Consider the following 18061-nt stretch of genomic DNA (forward strand, 5'->3'; position numbering starts at 1 on the left):
CGGCCCTTCCACTACCGCTTCACCCGGGACGCCGTCGCCGTGCCACGTCGCGTCGTGGCCGCCTTCTTCGCGGCCGCGGCTGGCTTCTTCACCGCCGCCTTCCGGGCCGCCGGCTTCTTCGCCGCCGGCTTCGCCACGACCTTCTTCTTCGCCGGCGGCTTTGGGGGAGCCGGCTTCTTCGCCACCACGTTCTTCACCCCGGGCGCGCCCGAGTCGAGCGCCTTGAGCACCTTCTGCGGGGCCACGGCGCGGAAGCTCTCGTGAATCCACTGGCTCAGGAGCTCCACGGGGACGGCCTGCCCGGGCTTGAAGGTGGACGTCACCCAGCCGCTCTTGCCCAGCCCGTAGCCGGTGGGCTCGGCGAAGGGGAGCATCAGCGCCGCCTCGTTGGACTGGGGCAGCTTGGTGGTGACGGTCAGCCGCTCGTCCTCGAGCACCAGCACGGCGAACATCTTCCCCTTCACCTTGGCGGTGCGGTGGCCCCAGGGAAACTCCTCCGAGACCTCGGGCAAGGAGAGCATCACCTCGCGCAGCCGGTGCTCGGCGGCCTGCAGCTTCGCGTCGGGCCTACGGGGAGGGAGGGAGGTCATGGGCTCAGGCGGAAGCTTCGCACGACGCTCTGCAGCTCGACGGAGAGGTTGGTCAGCTCGCTGGCCAGCGACGTCATGCGCGACACGGCGGCCGTCTGCTCCTGGATGACGGCCTGGATGGCCTCGGTGGAGGACGCGTTGTTGCGCGCCACCAGCTTGATTTCCTCAATCGCCTTCACCATCTCCTCGCTGCCCTTGAGCTGCTCGCGGGTGCTGTCGGAGATGAGGTGCACCTTCTCCGCGCCCTTGCGGATGGTCTCGGTGATGGCGCCCATGGAGCGGACGATGTTGCCCAGGTCCTCGCGGCCCTCGGCCAGCTCCGCGATGCCTTCCTTCATGGCACTCACGACGGAGGTGGACTGGCCTGAGATGTCGCGCGCCAGCTTCGAAATCTGCTCGGCGGAGCGGCCCGCGCTCTCGGCCAGCTTGCGGACCTCGTCGGCGACCACCGCGAAGCCGCGGCCGTACTCACCGGCGCGCGCCGCCTCGATGGTGGCGTTGAGCGCGAGCAGGTTGGTCTGCTGCGCCACCTGGGTAATCGCGTCGACAATCTTGGAGATTTCCTGCGTCTTCTCGCCGAAGGCGAACACCTGCTGGCTGGCGGACTCGATGCGGTTGAAGACCTTCTTCACCTTGTCGCCGGCCAGGCGCGCGGCCTTGGAGCCGTCTTCCGCCGCGCCGCTCGTCTCGGCGGTCGTCTTCGCGGCGTCCTCGGCGCTGGCGGTGGTGCGCTGGATGCTGCCGGCCATCTCGGTGATGACCTTGGACGCCTTGGAGACCAGCTGCGACTGCGCCTCGGCGCCGCCGGCAATCTTGTTCATCGACGAGCCCACCTCCTCGGTGGAGCCGTTGACGTTCTCCGCGGAGCGCTGCAGGTCGATGGCGGTGTCGGCGACGCTCTTGGCCGTCTCCTGGATCTTGCCCACCAGCTCGCGCAGGTTCTCCTGCATGCGGGTGATGGCGCCGGTCAGCTCGTCGATTTCGTCGCGGGTGCTGCCGCCCTCGGCGGCCACGGGCTTGGACAGGTCGCCCTGCGAGATTTCGTAGGCGGAGCGGCTGAGCACCTTCACGCGGGTGACGCGCGCGAGCAGCGACGGCAGCAGCGCGGCGGCCGCGCCGGTGATGAAGATGGCGACGCCGATGCGGACGATGTCCTTCCACAGGGCGGGGCCGGGGCTCAGCTCCCGGAGGATGATGTCCGACGTGAACATCCACACCGTGAGCAGCAGCCCGAGGACGACGTAGCCGTTGAGGATCTTCCGGTGGAGGGAGACCTCACGCGTGGCACGAGGGCTGTCGACCACGCGCAGCACTCGCTGCATGGGCTCGCGGCGGGGGGTGAGTCCGGGGGATGTGTCGTCGCGGTGGGGACGGCGCACGGGGGCTTTCAGGGGAGGAGAAGCGTGACGGGTTTAGCCTTGCTGTGCGGCAGAATCAATCAGGCGGCGGGTCAACCGAAGTGGTCGAACCCCGCAGGCGGTGGGAGAACGCGGCCTGTCATGTCCCGGGCCACCCACCCTTTTCCCTCTGAGAGTGCACCGATTCGTGTCACGACATGTTGCGCCCTGGCGCACGCGCGCTCGAATGCCCGGCTGCGTCCCGGGGGGACGGCCAGGAGCAGCTCGTAGTCCTCGCCCCCGGCCAGCGCGCCCTCGGGGCCGATCAGCCTGCGCACGGTGGAGGTCATGGGCAGCGAGGCCAGCTCCAGCGTGGCCCGCACGCGGGAGGCGGCGCACAGATGACCCAGGTCCTGGGCCAGCCCGTCGGAGACGTCCATGGCCGCGGAGGCGAAGCGCGAGGCCAGCCGGCCCAGGGCCACGCGAGGCTCGGGGCGGCGCTGGCGGCGCACGGAGGGGCCGCGCTTCAGGCCCGAGCGCAGGTGCGCCAGGCCCAGGCGCGCGTCGCCGAGGGTGCCGGAGACGTAGAGGAGGTCTCCGGGCCGTGCGCCCGCGCGGGTGAGGGGTGGGCGGGACAGCTCGCCGGTGGCGGTGATGGTGACGGACAGCTCGCGGGCGGAGGTGAAGTTGCCGCCCACCAGGGCGATGCGGTGCTCGCGGGCCAGCGCCGCCATGCCGCGCGCGAGGCCGGACAGCTCGCGCGGAGGGAAGTCCTTCGGCAGCGCGAGCGCGCAGACGAACCAGCGCGGCGTGGCGCCCATGGAGGCGAGGTCGGAGAGGTTCACCGCCAGGGCCTTGTGGCCGATGTCCTCGGGCGAGAAGGCGGCGCGGGTGAAGTGGACGTCCTCCACCACGGCATCGGTGGTGACGCACAGCGCGCCGCGCTGCGGGGCGAGCACGGCGCAGTCGTCCCCGGGCCCCACGGGCACGCGGGCCCGCGGGAAGTGGCTCAGGAAGCGGCGGATGAAGTCGAACTCACCGGGCATCGGCTGGCAGGAAAGACCAGCCGGTGCCCGGGGGCAACGAGAAGCCGCTCGAGGATGTGGCCCCGCCCCTCACGGGATGCCAGGCTCACCGGCCAGGCCCCTGGGGCGCGCGAGCGAAGACGACGCGCAGCTCGTGATGGGTGAAGACGCCACCCAGGGACTCCACGTCGAGCGGGAAGTGGTGCCGCGACGTCAGCTCGAAGCGCGTTCCCGCCACGGCTTCGGGGGCCGACAGCATCTGGAGGTCCACGAACGTGCGGTGGGTGGCGTCGGACGCGAAGCCCTTGCGCCCCGGCACGATGACGAGCGCCCGCTCGATGCCGAGCCGCTCCGCGGCCTTCAGGAGCGAGTTGAGGGACCTGACCGGCTCGTCGAGGTGCTCGAGGACGTGGCTGATGGCAATGGACTTGAAGCGACGGCCCGACTCGACGAGCTGCGACAGGGACCAGTCGTCGGTGCTCGCGTCGTAGAACAGGACGTCCAGCCCCTGGCCGCGGCAGTGGTCGACGGAGGCCTGGTTGATTTCCAACCCCACGGACCCCGCCGGCAGTCGGGCCAGGAACTCACCCACACCACAGCCGAAGTCGATGGTCGGCCCCTCCACCAGGGCCGCGGCGGAGCGCAGGTAGAACCCACGCACCCACTTGCGCAGCAAGCTGCGTTGCAGCTGGTACGCGGTGTAGCGCTGGTCATACGCCTTGGGATTCGCGGACATTGCAACCACTGTCTTGCCTGCACGCACCAGGGACGACAAGCATCAAGAAGCGGTTTTTCTCCCGGAAGGTCGTGATGGAGGGCCAGGGCTGCGTGCGCCCGTCCTCCCGCCTGCTGATGCAAAGGAATTTCACGCTGTGGCGCCTCCCATTCCCACTCATGGAGCAAGAGGAAGCGCCCCTTCGTCCGACAGCACACGCAACCCGGTGTCACGGGTGGGTGAAGCGGTGGCCGCGCTGACCCTCGCTCCCTACCGTCGCCGGAGGCAACTGGACGGGGAGGTAGTCGATGCGTGGATGGTGCCGAGGGGTGTTGGTGGGCTTGCTGGCCTCGGGGTGCGGGGGAGCGCTTCCAGAGGAGGAACTCTCGTCGGAGGTCGCGACGGCGGTGCACGAGGCCGCCCTGACCACGCCGGGAACACCGCGCCGGGTGGAGGTCATCTTCCCGCCGTCGCAGTGGGGGAGCGCGCTCTTCGCGGAAGCGCCCGAGTCCCTGGTGGAGTTCCGCGGCCGGCTCGCCTTCGCGGCCAACTTCGAGGACGGCGCCCGCGCGCTGTGGACGAGCGACGGCACCGAGGCGGGCACCTTCGCGGTGAAGACCTGGCCGGTGGAGACGCCTTCCTCCGGCTTCCGGGTGGCCCAGCTCACGCCCGCGGGGGAGCGCCTCTTCTTCACCGCCGGCGAGTCCGCTCACGGCAGCGAGCTGTGGGTGAGCGACGGCACCCCGGGCGGGACGCAGCGGGTGGCGGACCTCACGCCCGGGCCAGAGCACTCGAACCTCTCGGGCCTCACGGGCCTCGGGAGCACGCTGACCTTCTTCCGCACGGTGCTGGCCACCGGCTCCGCGCCGGAGCGCGCCGAGCTGTGGCGCAGCGACGGCACCGCGGCGGGCACGGTGCGGCTGCTCGACCTGGGGGCGGGGAGCTCCGTGGCCTGGCAGACGGGGCGGGCGGGAGACGTGCTCGTCTTCATCGTCACCGGCGCCTCCGGCGGCACGACGGTGTGGAGGACGGACGGCACCGCCGCGGGCACGCAGCAGCTGCGCTCCTTCCCCGGCACGCCCGCGGGCTACGGCTTCCAGGACGTGAACAGCGCGGGCCCGCTGGCGTTCTTCAGCATCCCCGAGCCGGACGGTGCCATCTCGGTGTGGAAGACGAACGGCACCCGCGCCGGCACGGTGCGCCTGTACCTGTTCGCCGCGGATGGCCGCTCCCCGCGGATGCTGACGGCGCTGGGCAACCACCTCTACGTCTCGCTGACCGACGGGGTGACGCAGCGGGCCGCCCTCTTCCGGCTGCGGCTGGACGGCGTGGGCGGCAAGGAGCACGTCGCCACGCTGCCCAACCCGTACGCGGCCCAGCAGGACGCCTGGCCGTACATCTCCACCTTCACCGCCGCGGGGGGCCGCCTCTACTTCGAGCTGGCCATCGGCAGCTCGGGCCCCGTGCCGCGTGACACGCAGCTGTGGGTGACGGATGGCACGAAGGCCGGCACGCGGCTGCTGCGCAGACCGCTGAGCCGCTCCGACGAGTACGGCTCGCCCATCGTCGCCGCCGACTCCGGCCTCGTCTTCTTCGCCTCGTATGACGACACCACGGGCTTCGAGCCCTGGGTGACGGACGGCACCGTGGCCGGCACGCGCACCCTGAAGGACGTGGCGCTGGGCGTGCGGAACTCCATTCCGCGCGAGTTCGAGCGCGTGGGCGGCCAGGTGTTCTTCAGCGCCTTCGACGACACGGAGGCCGGCCAGCTCTGGACGGTGCCACTGCTGTCCAGTCCGTGAGGCTCGGAGAGGCTCGGAAGCGCTCGGAGACGGCCCTACTTGCTGTCGAGGCTGAGGACGCCGTCCCAGTCCTCGGCGGGAGGCGCCGCGAGCAGGGCCTCGCACCGGGCGGCGAACCGGCGGGAGGGCTCGTCCTCGGGAGACGCCAGGAAGGCGGCCCGGGCCTCGGTGAAGCGCCGGGCCCGGTAGAGGGCGAGCCCTTGTGCGAAGCGAGCCAGGTGCGGCGGAGGCGGCGTGCCCGCCACGCCCACCAGCTCGAAGACGCGCACGGGCTGCTGCTTGCCCTTCACGCGCAGCAGGTCCAGCTCGCGCGCCAGCACCACGCCCTTCGCGGCGTTCAAGGTCTCCTCGGCCACCAGGGTGCGGGTGCCGTACACCTTCGCGGCGCCCTCCAGGCGCGAGGCGAGGTTCACCGTGTCGCCGATGACGGTGTAGTCCTGCGCGGCGCTGGAGCCGATGTTGCCGGCCACGCCCTGCCCCGTGTTGATGCCGATGCGGCAGTCCAGCCGGGGCAGCCCCTTCGCCTCGAACACGGGGGAGAGCCGGTCCACCACCTCCACCAGCCCCAGCGCGGTGAGGCACGCGCGAGCCGCGTGGTCCTCCTGCGGGAGGGGCGCGTTCCAGAAGCACATGATGGCGTCGCCGATGAACTTGTCGAGCGTCGCGCCGTGCGTCGTCAGCACCCCGGTGGCCTGCTCGAAGTAGGTGTTGAGGAGGGCGACGAGCTCCTCCGGGCTCATCTGCTCGCTCATGGAGGTGAAGCCCACCAGGTCGCTGAAGAGCACCGTGAGCATCTTCCGCTCGCCGCCCGGCGCGGCCTTCTCCGGGTGCTTGATGAGCTCGTCCACCACCTGGGGCGCGAGGTAGCGCTTGAAGAGGCCCTTTATCTGGTCTCTCTGGCGCAGGCCGCTGACCATCTCGTTGAAGGCCTGCGCCACGCGGCCCACCTCGTCCGAGCCGCGCACGGGGACCTCGACGGTGAGGTCACCCAGGCGCACGCGGCCCGCCGCCTCCTCCAGCTGGACGAGCGGCGCGGCCATGCTGCGAGCCATGAAGATGGCCGCAGCCAGCGCGAGCAGCGCCACGCCTACGGCGGTGGGGATGAGCCAGCGCTGGAAGCGATTCAGGATGGGGTTGATCTCCGCGTCGAAGTCGCGCAGCACGAACACCTGGCCGATGGGGGCACCATGGACGCCCTTCAGCTCCCCGCTGCGCACCAGGTAGCGAGTGCCCTCGACGTACAGGTCGCGGGCCTGCCCGGGCTGCACGCCGTCGAGGAGCGTGCCCACGGGCAGCTGCGAGGCCAGGGCCCCGTCCTCCGCGCGCACGGCGAAGCGGGGGCGGGTGTCCGCCATCTGGGGCCCCGGAGCCTGGAGCGCCGTCGGATCTCCCAGCAGCACGTCCCCCACCCACTGGCCGGACAGCACCACGCCCACCTTCACCTTGTCCTTGTCCTCCCGCCCCGAGCTGTAGGCGGGCTGCGCGTGGACGAGCAGCAGGTCCCCTTCCCGGAGTTCGTCGGTGGGAACGAAGGCGAAGGGCAGCGCACGGAGCTGCGCGGGAGACCAGAGCGCGGAGGTGGAACCTCCGCGCAGCGCGGCGGCGAGCAGGGGAAAGTCGAGCAGGGGAAAGTCGAGCAGGGAAAAGTCGAGCGGCCCCTCACTCACCCGCTTCGGCGAGGCGTGGGTGTAGACGAGCCGGCCCCTGGCATTGAAGAAGGCCCAGGACACGGTTCCATCCTGGACCCGGCCGAAGGCCTCGGTGTCCGCGGACACGATGACGTCGCGGGCGCTCTTGAGGGCCTCCAGCTCCGAACTCTCGTCGCCCAGGCCCGCCTCGGCGTCCGCGGAGTTGGCGGACAGGGACATCTCCTTGAAGGAACGGTCCAGCGTGCGGGCCCCGGCCACGTCGCGGATGCTCACCTGGCTGACGCGGGCGAACTCATGGAAGCCCTCCAGCGTCCGCTCCAGGTCGCTGGCAATCCTCTCCTCCGCCGCCGCCTTGACGGCGAGGTTGGTGAGCAGCAGCGCGGTGACGAGCGCCGCGCCGGCGAGCGCCATGAAGGCGAGGATGAGCTTCCGGGTGAGCGTCACGGGTGGTCAGGAGGCTATCCCGCGCGGGGCCGCGGCGGGTTCAGCGGTCCTTCTCGATGTAGTCGGGACGGGGGGTGTACTTCTTGCCGCGCTTGTCCAGGTGGGTGTCGTCGGTGCGCGTCTCCACGAGCTTCAACCGCGCCGTGCTGGTGCGGCCCGCCTCCACGACGACCTCGGCGCGGGCGATGTCGCTCTTCTCGTCCCGCCGGTGCACCGCGAAGATGGGATGGCGCCCGGGGCGCACGCCGCTGAGCGTGAAGCGCCCGTCCTTGCCAGTGACGGCGAAGGCGCGGTTGGGCACCACCACCAGCGTGGCGACCATCTGCTCGTGGATGTCGCAGTAGACGTCGATGATGCCCGTCTTCTTGAACGTCTCCACGTACTTCTCGCCCGGCCGGTTCTTGCCCGCGTCGAACTTGCGCGCCACCGAGCGCGAGAAGACGTTGTGCAGCACCACGTCCTTGTTGAGGAACTCCACCTTCTGCCCGGCGACGATGGGCAGCACGCCCGGCATGAACGTCTTCTGGGCCTGGCTCATCACGGCCACCTCGGCGGGAGGCTCCTCCGTGTAGCCGGTGAGGTAGACGACGACGCCGGAGCGGTCCGCCTTCGGCTGCTCCTTCCCGTCCGCGCCCACGACGAAAATCTCCACCTCGCCCTGGACGCTGCCCGTCTGGGCCCAGGCGAGCGGCGCGGCCAGCAGGAGCGCCACGAGGAACGTCTTCACAGAGCGACTGCCCATATGAGCCTCGGCATGAAGCGCGGGGTTTCGGGTGCCACGGCGGTGACGCCGACCAGGGTGCCGACCGTCACCCACGTGCGGCCGAACGTCCAGGCCACGCTCGGGCCGACGAACAGGTGCGGCTCCTGCCCCGCGTCCTTCAGGTCGAGCTCGCCGAAGGACTCGAGCGACAGCCGCAGCTCGTCCGGGATGACGGGATAGGACACGCCGGCGGAGTACGTCCCGAGGATGCGGACCGGCGCCTCGCCCCCGCGCAGCGCGGGGATGCCCACCTGCGCGCCCAGGTCGAGCGCCAGGCGCAGGCCGCTCTCCAGCTCGTACGAGCCGACGAGGTCCACGTCCACGCGCGACGGGTTGGCCGAGCGGATGGCCTGGTGCCACGCCACGCGCACGAGCGGCTGGAAGGCGCGGTCATCGCCCCGGGGGAAGAGCCGGTAGCGGAAGTCGGCCTCGAAGGACTCCAGCTCCGTGACGGTGCGGTTGGCGCGCACCTGGAAGGGAAGCGCGAGCTCCAGGTGCTGGCTCAGGCCGATGACGGGGCCCCACCATATCCAGTACACGGAGGGCCGCTCGGGGAACGCGGGCGCGCGGCTGCGGGCCCACAGCCACTGCTCCAGCTCGACGTCCCCCTTGGGAACGATGTCGGTGTCGTACGTCCAGATGAAGGGGCGGCGTCCGGCCTGCGCGGGCGCGGCCCACGCCAGCGCCACCACACATGTCACCACCGCCGCCCAGCGGGCTGCTCGCATTCTGCCTCCCACCCCCCGGCTCCAGGGGCGCCTGCGCGAGTGACTATCACAGAGCCCGGGAGGCAGGCGGTCCCAGGCCACGCCACCGGACGGGTGGTTGTCCCGCCCCGGAGTGATGCCAAGCCTTCGCGGGGACAGCCTGCATCCGGGCGCGTGGGGGGAGGCTCGTGTCGCAGTCACTCCAGGAAGTGCTGTCGTGGCTCCACGGCCTGAGGATGCCGGCCTGGGGGCCTGAAGCGCTCGTCTGGGTGCTCGGAGTCGGCTTCCTGCTCTGGGGCGCGTGGCACCTGCTGGTGGCGGCGTTTCCCCGGCTGGGCAGCGGCCTCTATCCCCACGCGCTGGTGGGGCTCGTGTTGCTGTTCCTGCTGGTGACGGGCTTCACCGCCCTCGTCCTGGGCATCGACTGGCTCTGGAGCCACCACGACGCGCTCTGGAAGGAGCTGACCCGAGGGAGCCTCGGAGCGGTGCTCGGGCCGCTCGACTGGCTGTGGCCCTGGTTCCCCACGCTCCTGGTCCTCGGCGCGCTGCTGACCCTCGCGGCCCACCACTTCTCGCGCCGCAACTTCCACCTCCTGTCGGCGGGGCTGCTGCTCGGCACCTTCCTGGGGGTCGCACTCCACGGCGAGCCGGCCCCGTCAGGGCAGGTGGCTGGCTGGGGCGTCCCGGAGCGCCAGAGCGCGGGGGGAGCCCTCGTTCCGCCGATGCTCCGCATCCCCCAGCCAGCGATGGTGGCCTGCATCGCCACGGATGCGTCGGTTCCCTTCGCGCCGTACGTCCCCGCCGCGCTCGCCGCGTCGTGTGTGCCAGGGACGGCCACGGGTGACGTGTTCGCCCTGAATCCCAGCCCGCTGGAGCGGAGCGTGGACGCCGTCGTCCTCCAGCGCGGCGCGGAGCGGTTCTTCGAGCCCGTGCTGCACCGGGAGGGCGCCCATCCGGACCTCGTCACCCTCATCCTCCTGGGGGTGGGGCTGCTGCTGGGCTACGGCTGGCTGGACCGCATCAACCTGCGCCAGGCCCTGCTCCCCATCAAGGTCCAGGGCATCGAGGACGCCGGAGGCAAGCGCCGGCCCGACCTCGAGCTGCTCATGCGCGAGTGCCTCCACCGCAACACGCCCCACACGCCCGCGCCGCTCCCCGGAGGCAGCCTCATCTACTGGCAGGACTTCGTGGAGCAGCAGTCCATCAAGGACCAGCACTGGCTCACCCGGGTGGCCGCCCTCGTGATGCGCGTCGTCCATCCCCCCGCGGGGATGGAGATCTCCGGCACCATCATCGACAGCGCCGAGGGCCAGCAGGGGCCTCCCGTGAAGTTCGGCATCCGGGTCCACATGGTGGACGTGTACTCGCGGCAGACGCTGCTGGCGCGCACCTTCTGGAGCAACACCCAGGTGGAGCACGCCGTGGAGGATGCGGCGTACTTCGCGGTGGAGCGGGCCATGGAGGAGTGCGGCAAGCTCCCGGAGTGGGCGTACTGGCGGGAGGAGGATGCGCTCGTGGGGGTGAACTCCGGCACGGCGCTGCGCGAGTACCACGAAGGCGTCCTTCGCATGCGCGAGGACGCGGGCAAGGCAGCGGTGGCGGAGCAGGCGGTGAGCCACCTGAAGCAGGCCGCGCAGCTCAGCCCGGGAACGGCCCTCACCTGGCTCCAGCTCGCCGAGGCGCTGGAGGCGGCGAACGACTACGTCGGTGCCATCGAAATCTACCTGGAGCTCATCACCCGGCACCGGCACCTGCTGGTGGCGAAGTACCGGCTGGCCTCGGTCTGCCGCTCGGTGCGGGAGTGGGGCCCGGGGCTGGACGACTGGAAGCCGTCCCAAGCCGGTGAGCTGAATCCCTGGGCGCGCCTGGGGGTGGCGCTCTCGGGAGTGAAGGCGCGGCGCCTGCGCAGGCCCACCCTGCAATGCCGGGGACGGCGGTGGCGCGCCATGGCCGGCCATGGCTGGCCGCGCGCGCTGAAGGCCACCCTCTCCCGCGAGCCGGACCCGCTCATCGAGGGGAGCCTGGGCGCGCTGCAGGACGTGCTGCTCGACATGGCGCTGCGCTGTACGAAGCAGTTGGAGCGCGCGGCGCGCTGGTGGCTTCCGCTCTGGTGCCTCAAGAATACGTCGGAGCGCCGGCTGTTCTGGAAGACGGTGCTGTGGCCGCCCCGCCGGCTCCGAGGCCTCTATCTCTCCATCAAGGCCGCGCGGCTGAATGTCGAACTGCAGCGGCTGCAGCGGCTCCGGGACGCCTACCTGCCGAGGCCTCCACCCTTCGGGTGGAACGTGCGCCGCGGCGGGTGCCGCTTCCGGGCGTGGCGGGTGGACTTCGAGGCCAGGCACGCCATGCGCATCCGGGGCCACTGGATGGGGAACACGCACTTCAACCTCGCCTGCTTCCACGCGCTGCGCATGAGGGACGAGGACTCGGACCGGGTGCGTGAGGCGCGGCGCGCCACCTTCCACCTCACGTGCGCGCTCGGAGACCCCGAGGGCCCCTTCTCCGCGAGCACGTGGAGGTGGCTGCTTCGCTACCCGGAGCTGGAGCCGTTGCGCAGGTCTGACGCCTTGAAGGCCTGGGGCCACGTCAGCCTGCGCGTGCCGGACGTCCGCGCGGAGCTCTTCCCGGGGAAGGCGTGAGGCCCGCTGCCTACTCGAGGCGCGGCACCCGGTCGGAGTCCATCTGCCGCACCGGGGCCACCGCCTCGAAGCGGTCCGTGCGCGAGTCCAGCGCGGCCGCCTTGCGGATGAGCGCGCCCAGCTCCACCACCTCGGGCTGGCTGCCGAGCGGCGCGCCCACCCCCTCATGGAGCGCACCGAGCTGCGCCCAGGAGAGCGGGCGCAGCCAGTACGACGCGCGCAGCTTCTCCGCGAAGGCGGCGGCCACGTAGGACAGGCGCGTGGGCGACGAGGCGCTGGCCCAGGACGGGCGCAGGACGTGCGCGGGCAGGCCCTTCACCACCTCGCGGGAGCTGCCACCCTCCGGCGCCTTGTAGCGCAGGCGCAGGGTGGCGAACGGGTCCACCGGGGCGCCGCGCAGCTTCACCTCGTAGATGGCGGTGACGGTGTGGCCGGAGCCCACCTCACCCGCGTCCACCGCGTCATCCCGGAACTGCTCCTTGCCGAGGATGCGGTTCTCGTAGCCCACCAGCCGGTAGCGGGCGACGGCGCGCGGGTCGAACTCCAGCTGCACCTTCACGTCCTTGGCGACGACCTGCAGCGTGCCGGTGAGGTTCTGCACGAAGATGCGGTGCGCCTCGGCCAGCCGGTCCACGTAGGCGTAGTTGCCCTCGCCCACGTGGGACAGCCGCTCCATCAGCACGTCGTTGTAGTGGCCCATGCCGAAGCCCACGGTGGACAGGGTGATGCCCCGGGCCGCGTGACTCTTCACACGCGCCCAGATGCCATCCGCGTCGGTGATGCCGTTGTTGGCCACGCCATCCGAGCAGAGGATGACGCGGTTGATGCCGCCCTCCAGCAGGTGGGCCGAGGCGAGCGCGTAGGCGAGGTCCAGCCCCGCCTGGGCGTTGGTGGCGCCATCCACCTGGAGCCCGTCGATGGCGCCCAGCAGCACGTCGCGCTGGAGCACGCTCGTGGGCCCCAGCACCTGCCGGGCCGAGCTGCCATAGGCGACGATGGACACGCGGTCCCGTGCGTCGAGTGCCTCCACCAGCAGCCGCAGGGCCTGCTTCACCATGTCGAGCTTGCCGGCGTCGCGCATGGAGCCGGAGATGTCGATGGTGAAGACGAGGTGCGCCGGCTTGCGCTGGGCGGCGGGAATCTCACGGGCCTTCAGGCCCACGTGGAGCACCTGGTAGCCGGGGCGGCTGGGGGACGGGAAGCCCTCCACGTGGACGGCGAAGGGCACGTCCGGGCCGCTCTCGTAGCCGTAGTCGAACGTGTTGATGAACTCCTCCACGCGCACCGCGCGCTCGTCCGGGAGCGCGCCGCGCTCCAGGTAGCCGCGCGCCAGCGAGTAGGACGCCGTGTCCACGTCCACCGAGAAGGTGGAGAAGCGCTCCTCCTCCGTCTCCACGGTGGGATTCACGCCGTAGCCCTGGAAGTACATCTCCAGGAAGGCCTTGTCGGTGGAGCCCGACGCGGGCGGCGCCACCGTCCTGCCGCTCCCGGCGTGGGTGTTCATCTCGGAGAGCGGGTACGGGCTCGGCGGCGGAGTCGGGGTGTAGCTGGAGTTCCTGGAGCTGTCGGGGCGCCGCCGGGGTCTCAGGGGTATGCTCTCGGAGCCGCCCACGATTTCGACGACCTGCCCCAGACTCTCCGGGAGCAGCGCCACGTTCATCCGGTAGGTCTGGTTGAGCCTCACGACGATGGTCGGAAACACATAGGGCTTGTACCCCTCCTTCTCGAAGCGGAGGGTGTAGATGCCCGGAGGGAGCTGCGGCAGCCAGTAGAAGCCGTCGGCGTCGGTGACGACGGTCGACTCGCCCATGAGGCTGGGCGAGGTGGCGGTGACGACGACGTCCTCGACGACGTACCGGTCCTGGGCGTCCATCACCACGCCCATGAGGACGCCGAAGCCGTCATCCGCCAGGGCGGGCGAAGAGAGCAGGAAGAGGAACCACAGCAGCGCGCTGCGAAGCGTGGGCTTCATCGGCAAGGGCCTCCGTCGTCGGAATGGGCCCATGCTCCCGAAGTCACGCCGTCCCAGCCGCACGGCGGGCTCCGCGCTTCATCATCGTTTCAGCACGGAGCGGCGCTACCCGAACTTCTCCGACAGGCGCGGGAAGCGCTCCGGCAGGTCCTCCTCCTCCCACTCCTCGCCGGTGGGCTCGTCGGACAGGTCCACCGTCACCGACGGAAGCTCGTCGCCGGTCTGCTCCTCGTAGGCCCGGCCCGCGGCGTACAGCAGGTCCTCGCCCTCGACCTCGTCCTCCACGTAGTCCACCAGCGAGTCCGGGGCCGCGAGCACGGCCTCGAACACCGCCTTGCCCTGGCCGATGAGCCAGGCGCGGAAGTAGTCGAAGCCGTCGTCGCTGCACCCGCCGTTGAGCACGTACGCCGCGCCCCAGAGGCCCCAGTCGTAGGAGCGGGCCATCCGCTCGGCGAACATCCGCTCGAAGTCGATGAGGTCGGCGGGCGTCTCGCGTGTGAGCAGCTCCTCCAGGTGCTCCGCCTGCTCCTGTGCGGAGGCCATGTCGCGCGCGCCCCCCGCGGCCACGCGCGACGCATCGATGAGCTGCCAGAACCGCTGCTCGTTCACGCGAGCCTCCTCTCCCTGCGCCTACAGGAACATCCCCGGGTCGAACTCGTCCACGTTGACGGGCAGCATGCGCGGCAGGGGCCGGTTGAACACGCGGGCGTTCAGCTCCAGGTCCAGAATCTTCAGCCCCGAGGGCACCAGCTCACGGAAGCGCTGGCTGACGTACTCGCGCAGGCCGAGCACGGCCACCTGGCGCTTCTCCGCCAGCATCGGCTTGAGGGCCTCGGCGAAGTCCGCCCCGTCGTGGCTGGCGAGCACCACCGCCGCGCCGGGCCGCTGGGTGCGGATGTTCTCCAGCAGCTTGAGGATGCCCAGGTCCACCACCTTCTGCTCCGGCCGCCCGTACAGGAGCGCCACCTCGCAGCCGGCGGACTTCAGCGCCCTCACGAAGCCAATCATCACGTCCGGCAGCTGCTCGCCGCGCGCGTTGAGCACCACCACGCAGCGCACGGGGGCCGGGAAGTTCGTCTCGCAGAAGGACACCAGCCGGTCGAACTGCACGCGGTCCTGGGACTCGGGCTTGCGTCCCACCACGTTGGACACGGCCCAGTCGATGTTCTCGGCGTCGATGAGTACGTAGGAGGCTGCGGGGGGGCGTCCGGAGAGCATGGGCGGAACATATGCGGCACCGGGGTGTCCGGGGAGACTCCGTGAAATTCCCCGCTTGAAAGCCCGACTTCCCTGTCGCCGGGAAGAAATCTCCATGCGCGGATTCAGGTTTTCGTGCCGCCCACGTATTGCTTTTGCGGCACCTGGCGCCCTGGTGATGTTCCTCCCCGATTTCCAGCGCGGCGCCTGGCGTCACTCCTCGTCGCTCGACTCCGACATCCCAGCTCGCGGATACGACGAGGCAACGATGCGGCACCCCTGATGACCGGGCAGGCCGGGCCCGGTCACATCGCAAGTCGTTCTCCAACTCCGCGGTGCTCAGGAGCCCCCTGCTTTGACCCCACGGCCTCTCTGCCTGCTGTCCCTCGCCGCGCTCACCCTGCTCGCGCTTCCCCCTGGGAGAGACGGCTGTCACCGTGACGGCCACCGACGCGTCCGGCAACACGACGACGTGTGGCTTCACCGTAGCAGTGCGCCCGTCCACGTCGCCGACGGACGCCGGGACGGATGCCGGCACGGCCGAGGACGCGGGCACGCCGGAAGATGCGGGCACCACCGACGCGGGAACGACGGACGCCGGCACCTCGGAGGACGCCGGGACGATGGACGCCGGGACGATGGACGCCGGCACGCAGGCCGACGCCGGCACGGGACGTCCTGACGAGCCGGACACCAGCGGCTGCGGCTGTGGCGCCACCAGCGTGGGCGCCCCGTGGCTGCCGCTGGTGCTCGGTGCCTGGCTCGCCGCGCGGCGCAGGCGGGCCGCGCCCCAGGCCTGACGCCCGAGCGCACGGACGTGGAAGGAACGTTCCTTCCACGCTCCGCCCGCGTCAGAACCGGTCCTGCCCCGGGGGCGACTCCGGCATGGGCGGCGGCGCGGTGAGCAGCCCGTGGTCCGGCATGGGCGGGTGCAGCGGCAGCACCACCGTGAAGCGCGAGCCCCGGCCGAACTCGCTCTCCACGGACACGCGGCCGCCGTGGCCCTCCACCAGGCTCTTTACAATCGCCAGCCCCAGCCCCGCGCCGCCGTGCTCGCGGGTGGAGCTGCCGTCCACCTGGTAGAAGCTCTGGAAGATGCGCTCGAACTGGTCCCTGCGGATGCCCACGCCGGTGTCCTCCACGCTGATGCGGTAGCCCTGCGCGCTCACCTCCGTCTGCGCGCCCGCCTCCGACATCACCACGGACACCCGGCCTCCGGACTGGGTGAACTTCACCGCGTTGGCCAGCAGGTTGACCACCACCTGCCGCAGCTTGTCCGCGTCTCCCGTCAGCCGGGGCTGCGGCGGGGGCGGCAGCCGCACCTCCAGCTCCACGCCCTTGCGGTGGGCCTGCGGCGCCACGCTGGAGACGGCCGTCTGGATGACGCCGCCCAGGTCCACCGGGGCCACCACCAGCCGCAGCCGGCCGGCCTCAATCTGGCTCAGGTCCAGGATGGACGAGATGAGGTTGAGCAGCGACTCGCCCTTCTCCACAATCGTGCGGACGTAGAGCAGCTGCTCCGGGTTGAGCGCCCCGGCCAGGCCCTCGGCCAGCATCTCCGAGTAGCCGATGATGGACGCCAGCGGCGTGCGCAGCTCGTGGCTCACCGTGCCCAGGAAGGTGGACTTCAGCCGGTCCAGCTCCTTCAGCCGGATGTTGGCCTGGGCCAGCCGGGTGTTGTGCGCCTCCAAATCCCGGTGCGTCTCCAGCATCGCCTCGATGTGGAGCTGCGTGGCCAGGTACGCGCGCTGCCCGCTGGCCACCAGCGCGGCCAGCACCTGGCCGAAGTGCACCAGCACCTGCGCCGCCGTGCGCTCGGGCGCGCGCCGCACCCGGCTCACCAGTTCGTGCGCCCGCTCCAGGTCCACGCCGGAGATGTCCGTCAGCGAGGCCGGGAAGTCCTTCAGCTCCTCGGGCGTGAAGGGCCCCAGGATGACCCGGCCCAGCAGGTCTCCCTCCCAGCGCACCGGCATCACCAGGTAGCGCAGGCCGGTGAAGCACGGCAGCGCGATGAGCCCCGCCTCGTCCGCGCCGTCGCCCTGCGCGGGGCGCGCGCCGTGCACCGGCGCCACCGGGCCGTCCTTCACCCGGGCCACCGTGGCCGTGCAGCGCGAGCGCCCGTCCGGGAAGTTGAAGACGTAGGCGCAGAACTCGCCGTGCCCCACCTTCACGTCCGCCAGCTTCGCGCCGCGCGCGTCCAGCACCCGGATGCCCACCCGGTACAGCTCGCTGAAGCTCCTCACCACCTCCGTGAAGGAGGGTAAATCCAGCATGTCCGCGAGCATCAGCCGCCGCTGGAGCACCGACTCGCGCCGGGAAAGGTCCGCGGGCCCGCTCATCTCACGCCCCCACTGCCACTGCGCTCGCCACCGCCGGCCGCCGGTCCGTACCGGGCCTCCAGCGCCGTGCCGGTGACGTCCATCCGCCGGAATATCTGTCCCAGGAACTCCTCCTCCGTCAGCCCCAGGTTGCGCGCCAGGTGGGCACGCGCGTCCAGCCGCCGGTAGGCCGCCTGCGCCACCGCGTGGAAGGTCTCCAGCACCCCCTCGCCCTTGAGCGCCACCGCCCCCACCACCGCCTCGCCGCCCCGCCGCCGGGCCGCTTCAATCTCCGCGTCCGTCCGGGCGTCCGGCAAATCCCGCTTGTTGAACTGGATGACCACGGGCACCTGGTCCACATCCAGGCCGTTCTCCTTCATGTTCTCCTGGAGGTTGCGCCAGTAGGCGTTGTTGTCCGCGGTGGCGCCCCGCCGGCTGTCGGCGATGAAGGCCACCGCGTCGGCGCCCTGGAGCACGATGCGGCGCGTTGCATTGTGGATGACCTGGCCGGGGACGGTGAAGAGCTTCACCTTCACCTTGAAGCCCGTCGACGTGGAGAAGAACACGGGCAGCAGGTCGAAGAAGAGGGTGCGGTCATCGTGGGTCTCCACGGTGAGCAGGCGACCGCGCACTTCCGCGGAGGCCCGGGCGTGGAGATGGCGCAGGTTCGTCGTCTTCCCGCTCAGCCCGGGCCCGTAGTAGACGATCTTGAGCGTGAGCTCGCGCTGGGCGTGGTTGAGTTGCAAGGAGGGGACTCGGGCTGGCCGGTTCGAGGCGCGAAGTATGGCGCCTCGCGCACGACTCCGGTTTTTATAGTGGGAAGAGGCCCGGCGCGGAAGGCCGGTCGGCTTCCGGGCGTGGAAGCGGGGCTCATCCGTGGAATGGGCTGGGAGCATGGGGGGT

The 18061-nt window shown here is 71.0% G+C and carries 14 protein-coding genes and 1 pseudogene; 3 read left to right on the forward strand and 12 right to left on the reverse strand.

From position 1 onward, the window contains the following. Nucleotides 1-11 precede the first annotated feature (11 nt). The 4 genes from LXT23_RS19700 to LXT23_RS19715 all read right to left on the reverse strand — a co-directional run bounded on the left by LXT23_RS19700 (nucleotide 12) and on the right by LXT23_RS19715 (nucleotide 3688). The gene (locus LXT23_RS19700) at nucleotides 12-590 is read right to left on the reverse strand and encodes an MmcQ/YjbR family DNA-binding protein (protein WP_253981747.1); all 579 of its coding nucleotides are present in this window, start codon (nucleotides 588-590) and stop codon (nucleotides 12-14) included. Continuing rightward, nucleotides 587-1969 carry a methyl-accepting chemotaxis protein gene (locus tag LXT23_RS19705; protein ID WP_253981748.1) on the reverse strand — a complete coding sequence of 461 codons (1383 nt, stop codon included), beginning with the start codon at nucleotides 1967-1969 and terminating at the stop codon, nucleotides 587-589. Before LXT23_RS19705 ends, LXT23_RS19700 begins: the two co-directional genes overlap by 4 nt. Nucleotides 1970-2040: 71 nt before the next feature. Further along, nucleotides 2041-2973, reverse strand: coding sequence for a thiamine-phosphate kinase (gene thiL, locus LXT23_RS19710; protein WP_253981749.1), 933 nt, complete (start codon nucleotides 2971-2973; stop codon nucleotides 2041-2043). Between the two features lie 85 nt (nucleotides 2974-3058). Further along, a complete protein-coding gene (locus LXT23_RS19715) occupies nucleotides 3059-3688 on the reverse strand; it encodes a class I SAM-dependent methyltransferase (RefSeq protein WP_253981750.1) in 630 nt (209 codons plus the stop codon). A gap of 287 nt (nucleotides 3689-3975) precedes the next feature. Between LXT23_RS19715 and LXT23_RS19720 the strand changes: the two genes are divergently transcribed. Continuing rightward, a complete protein-coding gene (locus LXT23_RS19720) occupies nucleotides 3976-5469 on the forward strand; it encodes an ELWxxDGT repeat protein (RefSeq protein WP_253981751.1) in 1494 nt (497 codons plus the stop codon). A 35-nt stretch (nucleotides 5470-5504) separates the two neighbouring features. On the opposite strand, the gene LXT23_RS19725 is transcribed toward LXT23_RS19720, so the two are convergent. From LXT23_RS19725 to LXT23_RS19735, 3 genes are read right to left on the reverse strand one after another with little or no spacing between them, the layout of a single operon-like run. Further along, on the reverse strand, nucleotides 5505-7562 hold the full coding sequence (locus LXT23_RS19725) for an adenylate/guanylate cyclase domain-containing protein (protein WP_253981752.1): 2058 nt from the start codon (nucleotides 7560-7562) through the stop codon (nucleotides 5505-5507). A 40-nt stretch (nucleotides 7563-7602) separates the two neighbouring features. Beyond that, nucleotides 7603-8304, reverse strand: a complete 702-nt coding sequence (locus LXT23_RS19730) for a carboxypeptidase regulatory-like domain-containing protein (protein ID WP_253981753.1) — start codon at nucleotides 8302-8304, stop codon at nucleotides 7603-7605. Next, entirely contained in the window at nucleotides 8286-9053 is a 768-nt protein-coding gene (locus LXT23_RS19735; protein ID WP_253981754.1) for a hypothetical protein, read from the reverse strand. Before LXT23_RS19735 ends, LXT23_RS19730 begins: the two co-directional genes overlap by 19 nt. 167 nt (nucleotides 9054-9220) lie before the next feature. Between LXT23_RS19735 and LXT23_RS50125 the strand changes: the two genes are divergently transcribed. Then, a complete protein-coding gene (locus LXT23_RS50125) occupies nucleotides 9221-11671 on the forward strand; it encodes a tetratricopeptide repeat protein (protein WP_267146699.1) in 2451 nt (816 codons plus the stop codon). A 10-nt stretch (nucleotides 11672-11681) separates the two neighbouring features. Here LXT23_RS50125 and LXT23_RS19745 read toward each other — a convergent pair whose 3' ends face one another. From LXT23_RS19745 to LXT23_RS19755, 3 genes are all read right to left on the reverse strand, one after another. Next, nucleotides 11682-13643, reverse strand: coding sequence for a YfbK domain-containing protein (locus LXT23_RS19745; protein WP_253981755.1), 1962 nt, complete (start codon nucleotides 13641-13643; stop codon nucleotides 11682-11684). Between the two features lie 105 nt (nucleotides 13644-13748). Then, nucleotides 13749-14252, reverse strand: a complete 504-nt coding sequence (locus LXT23_RS19750; RefSeq protein ID WP_253981756.1) for a DUF4240 domain-containing protein — start codon at nucleotides 14250-14252, stop codon at nucleotides 13749-13751. A 21-nt stretch (nucleotides 14253-14273) separates the two neighbouring features. After that, nucleotides 14274-14861 carry an NYN domain-containing protein gene (locus LXT23_RS19755; RefSeq protein ID WP_253981757.1) on the reverse strand — a complete coding sequence of 196 codons (588 nt, stop codon included), beginning with the start codon at nucleotides 14859-14861 and terminating at the stop codon, nucleotides 14274-14276. Nucleotides 14862-15247: 386 nt separating this feature from the next. Between LXT23_RS19755 and LXT23_RS50130 the strand changes: the two are divergent. Then, nucleotides 15248-15640 (forward strand): annotated as a pseudogene (locus LXT23_RS50130) (HYR domain-containing protein); the annotation flags it as partial. A gap of 51 nt (nucleotides 15641-15691) precedes the next feature. Here LXT23_RS50130 and LXT23_RS19760 read toward each other — a convergent pair. Together LXT23_RS19760 and LXT23_RS19765 are read right to left on the reverse strand one after the other, a co-directional pair. Continuing rightward, entirely contained in the window at nucleotides 15692-17179 is a 1488-nt protein-coding gene (locus tag LXT23_RS19760; RefSeq protein ID WP_253981758.1) for an ATP-binding protein, read from the reverse strand. After that, complete coding sequence (locus tag LXT23_RS19765) at nucleotides 17176-17904, reverse strand: GTP-binding protein (protein ID WP_253981759.1); 729 nt, start codon at nucleotides 17902-17904, stop codon at nucleotides 17176-17178. The genes LXT23_RS19760 and LXT23_RS19765 overlap by 4 nt, the downstream gene beginning before the upstream one ends. Nucleotides 17905-18061: the final 157 nt, after the last annotated feature.

The sequence above is a fragment of the Pyxidicoccus xibeiensis genome, assembly GCF_024198175.1.
GTDB lineage: Bacteria > Myxococcota > Myxococcia > Myxococcales > Myxococcaceae > Myxococcus > Myxococcus xibeiensis.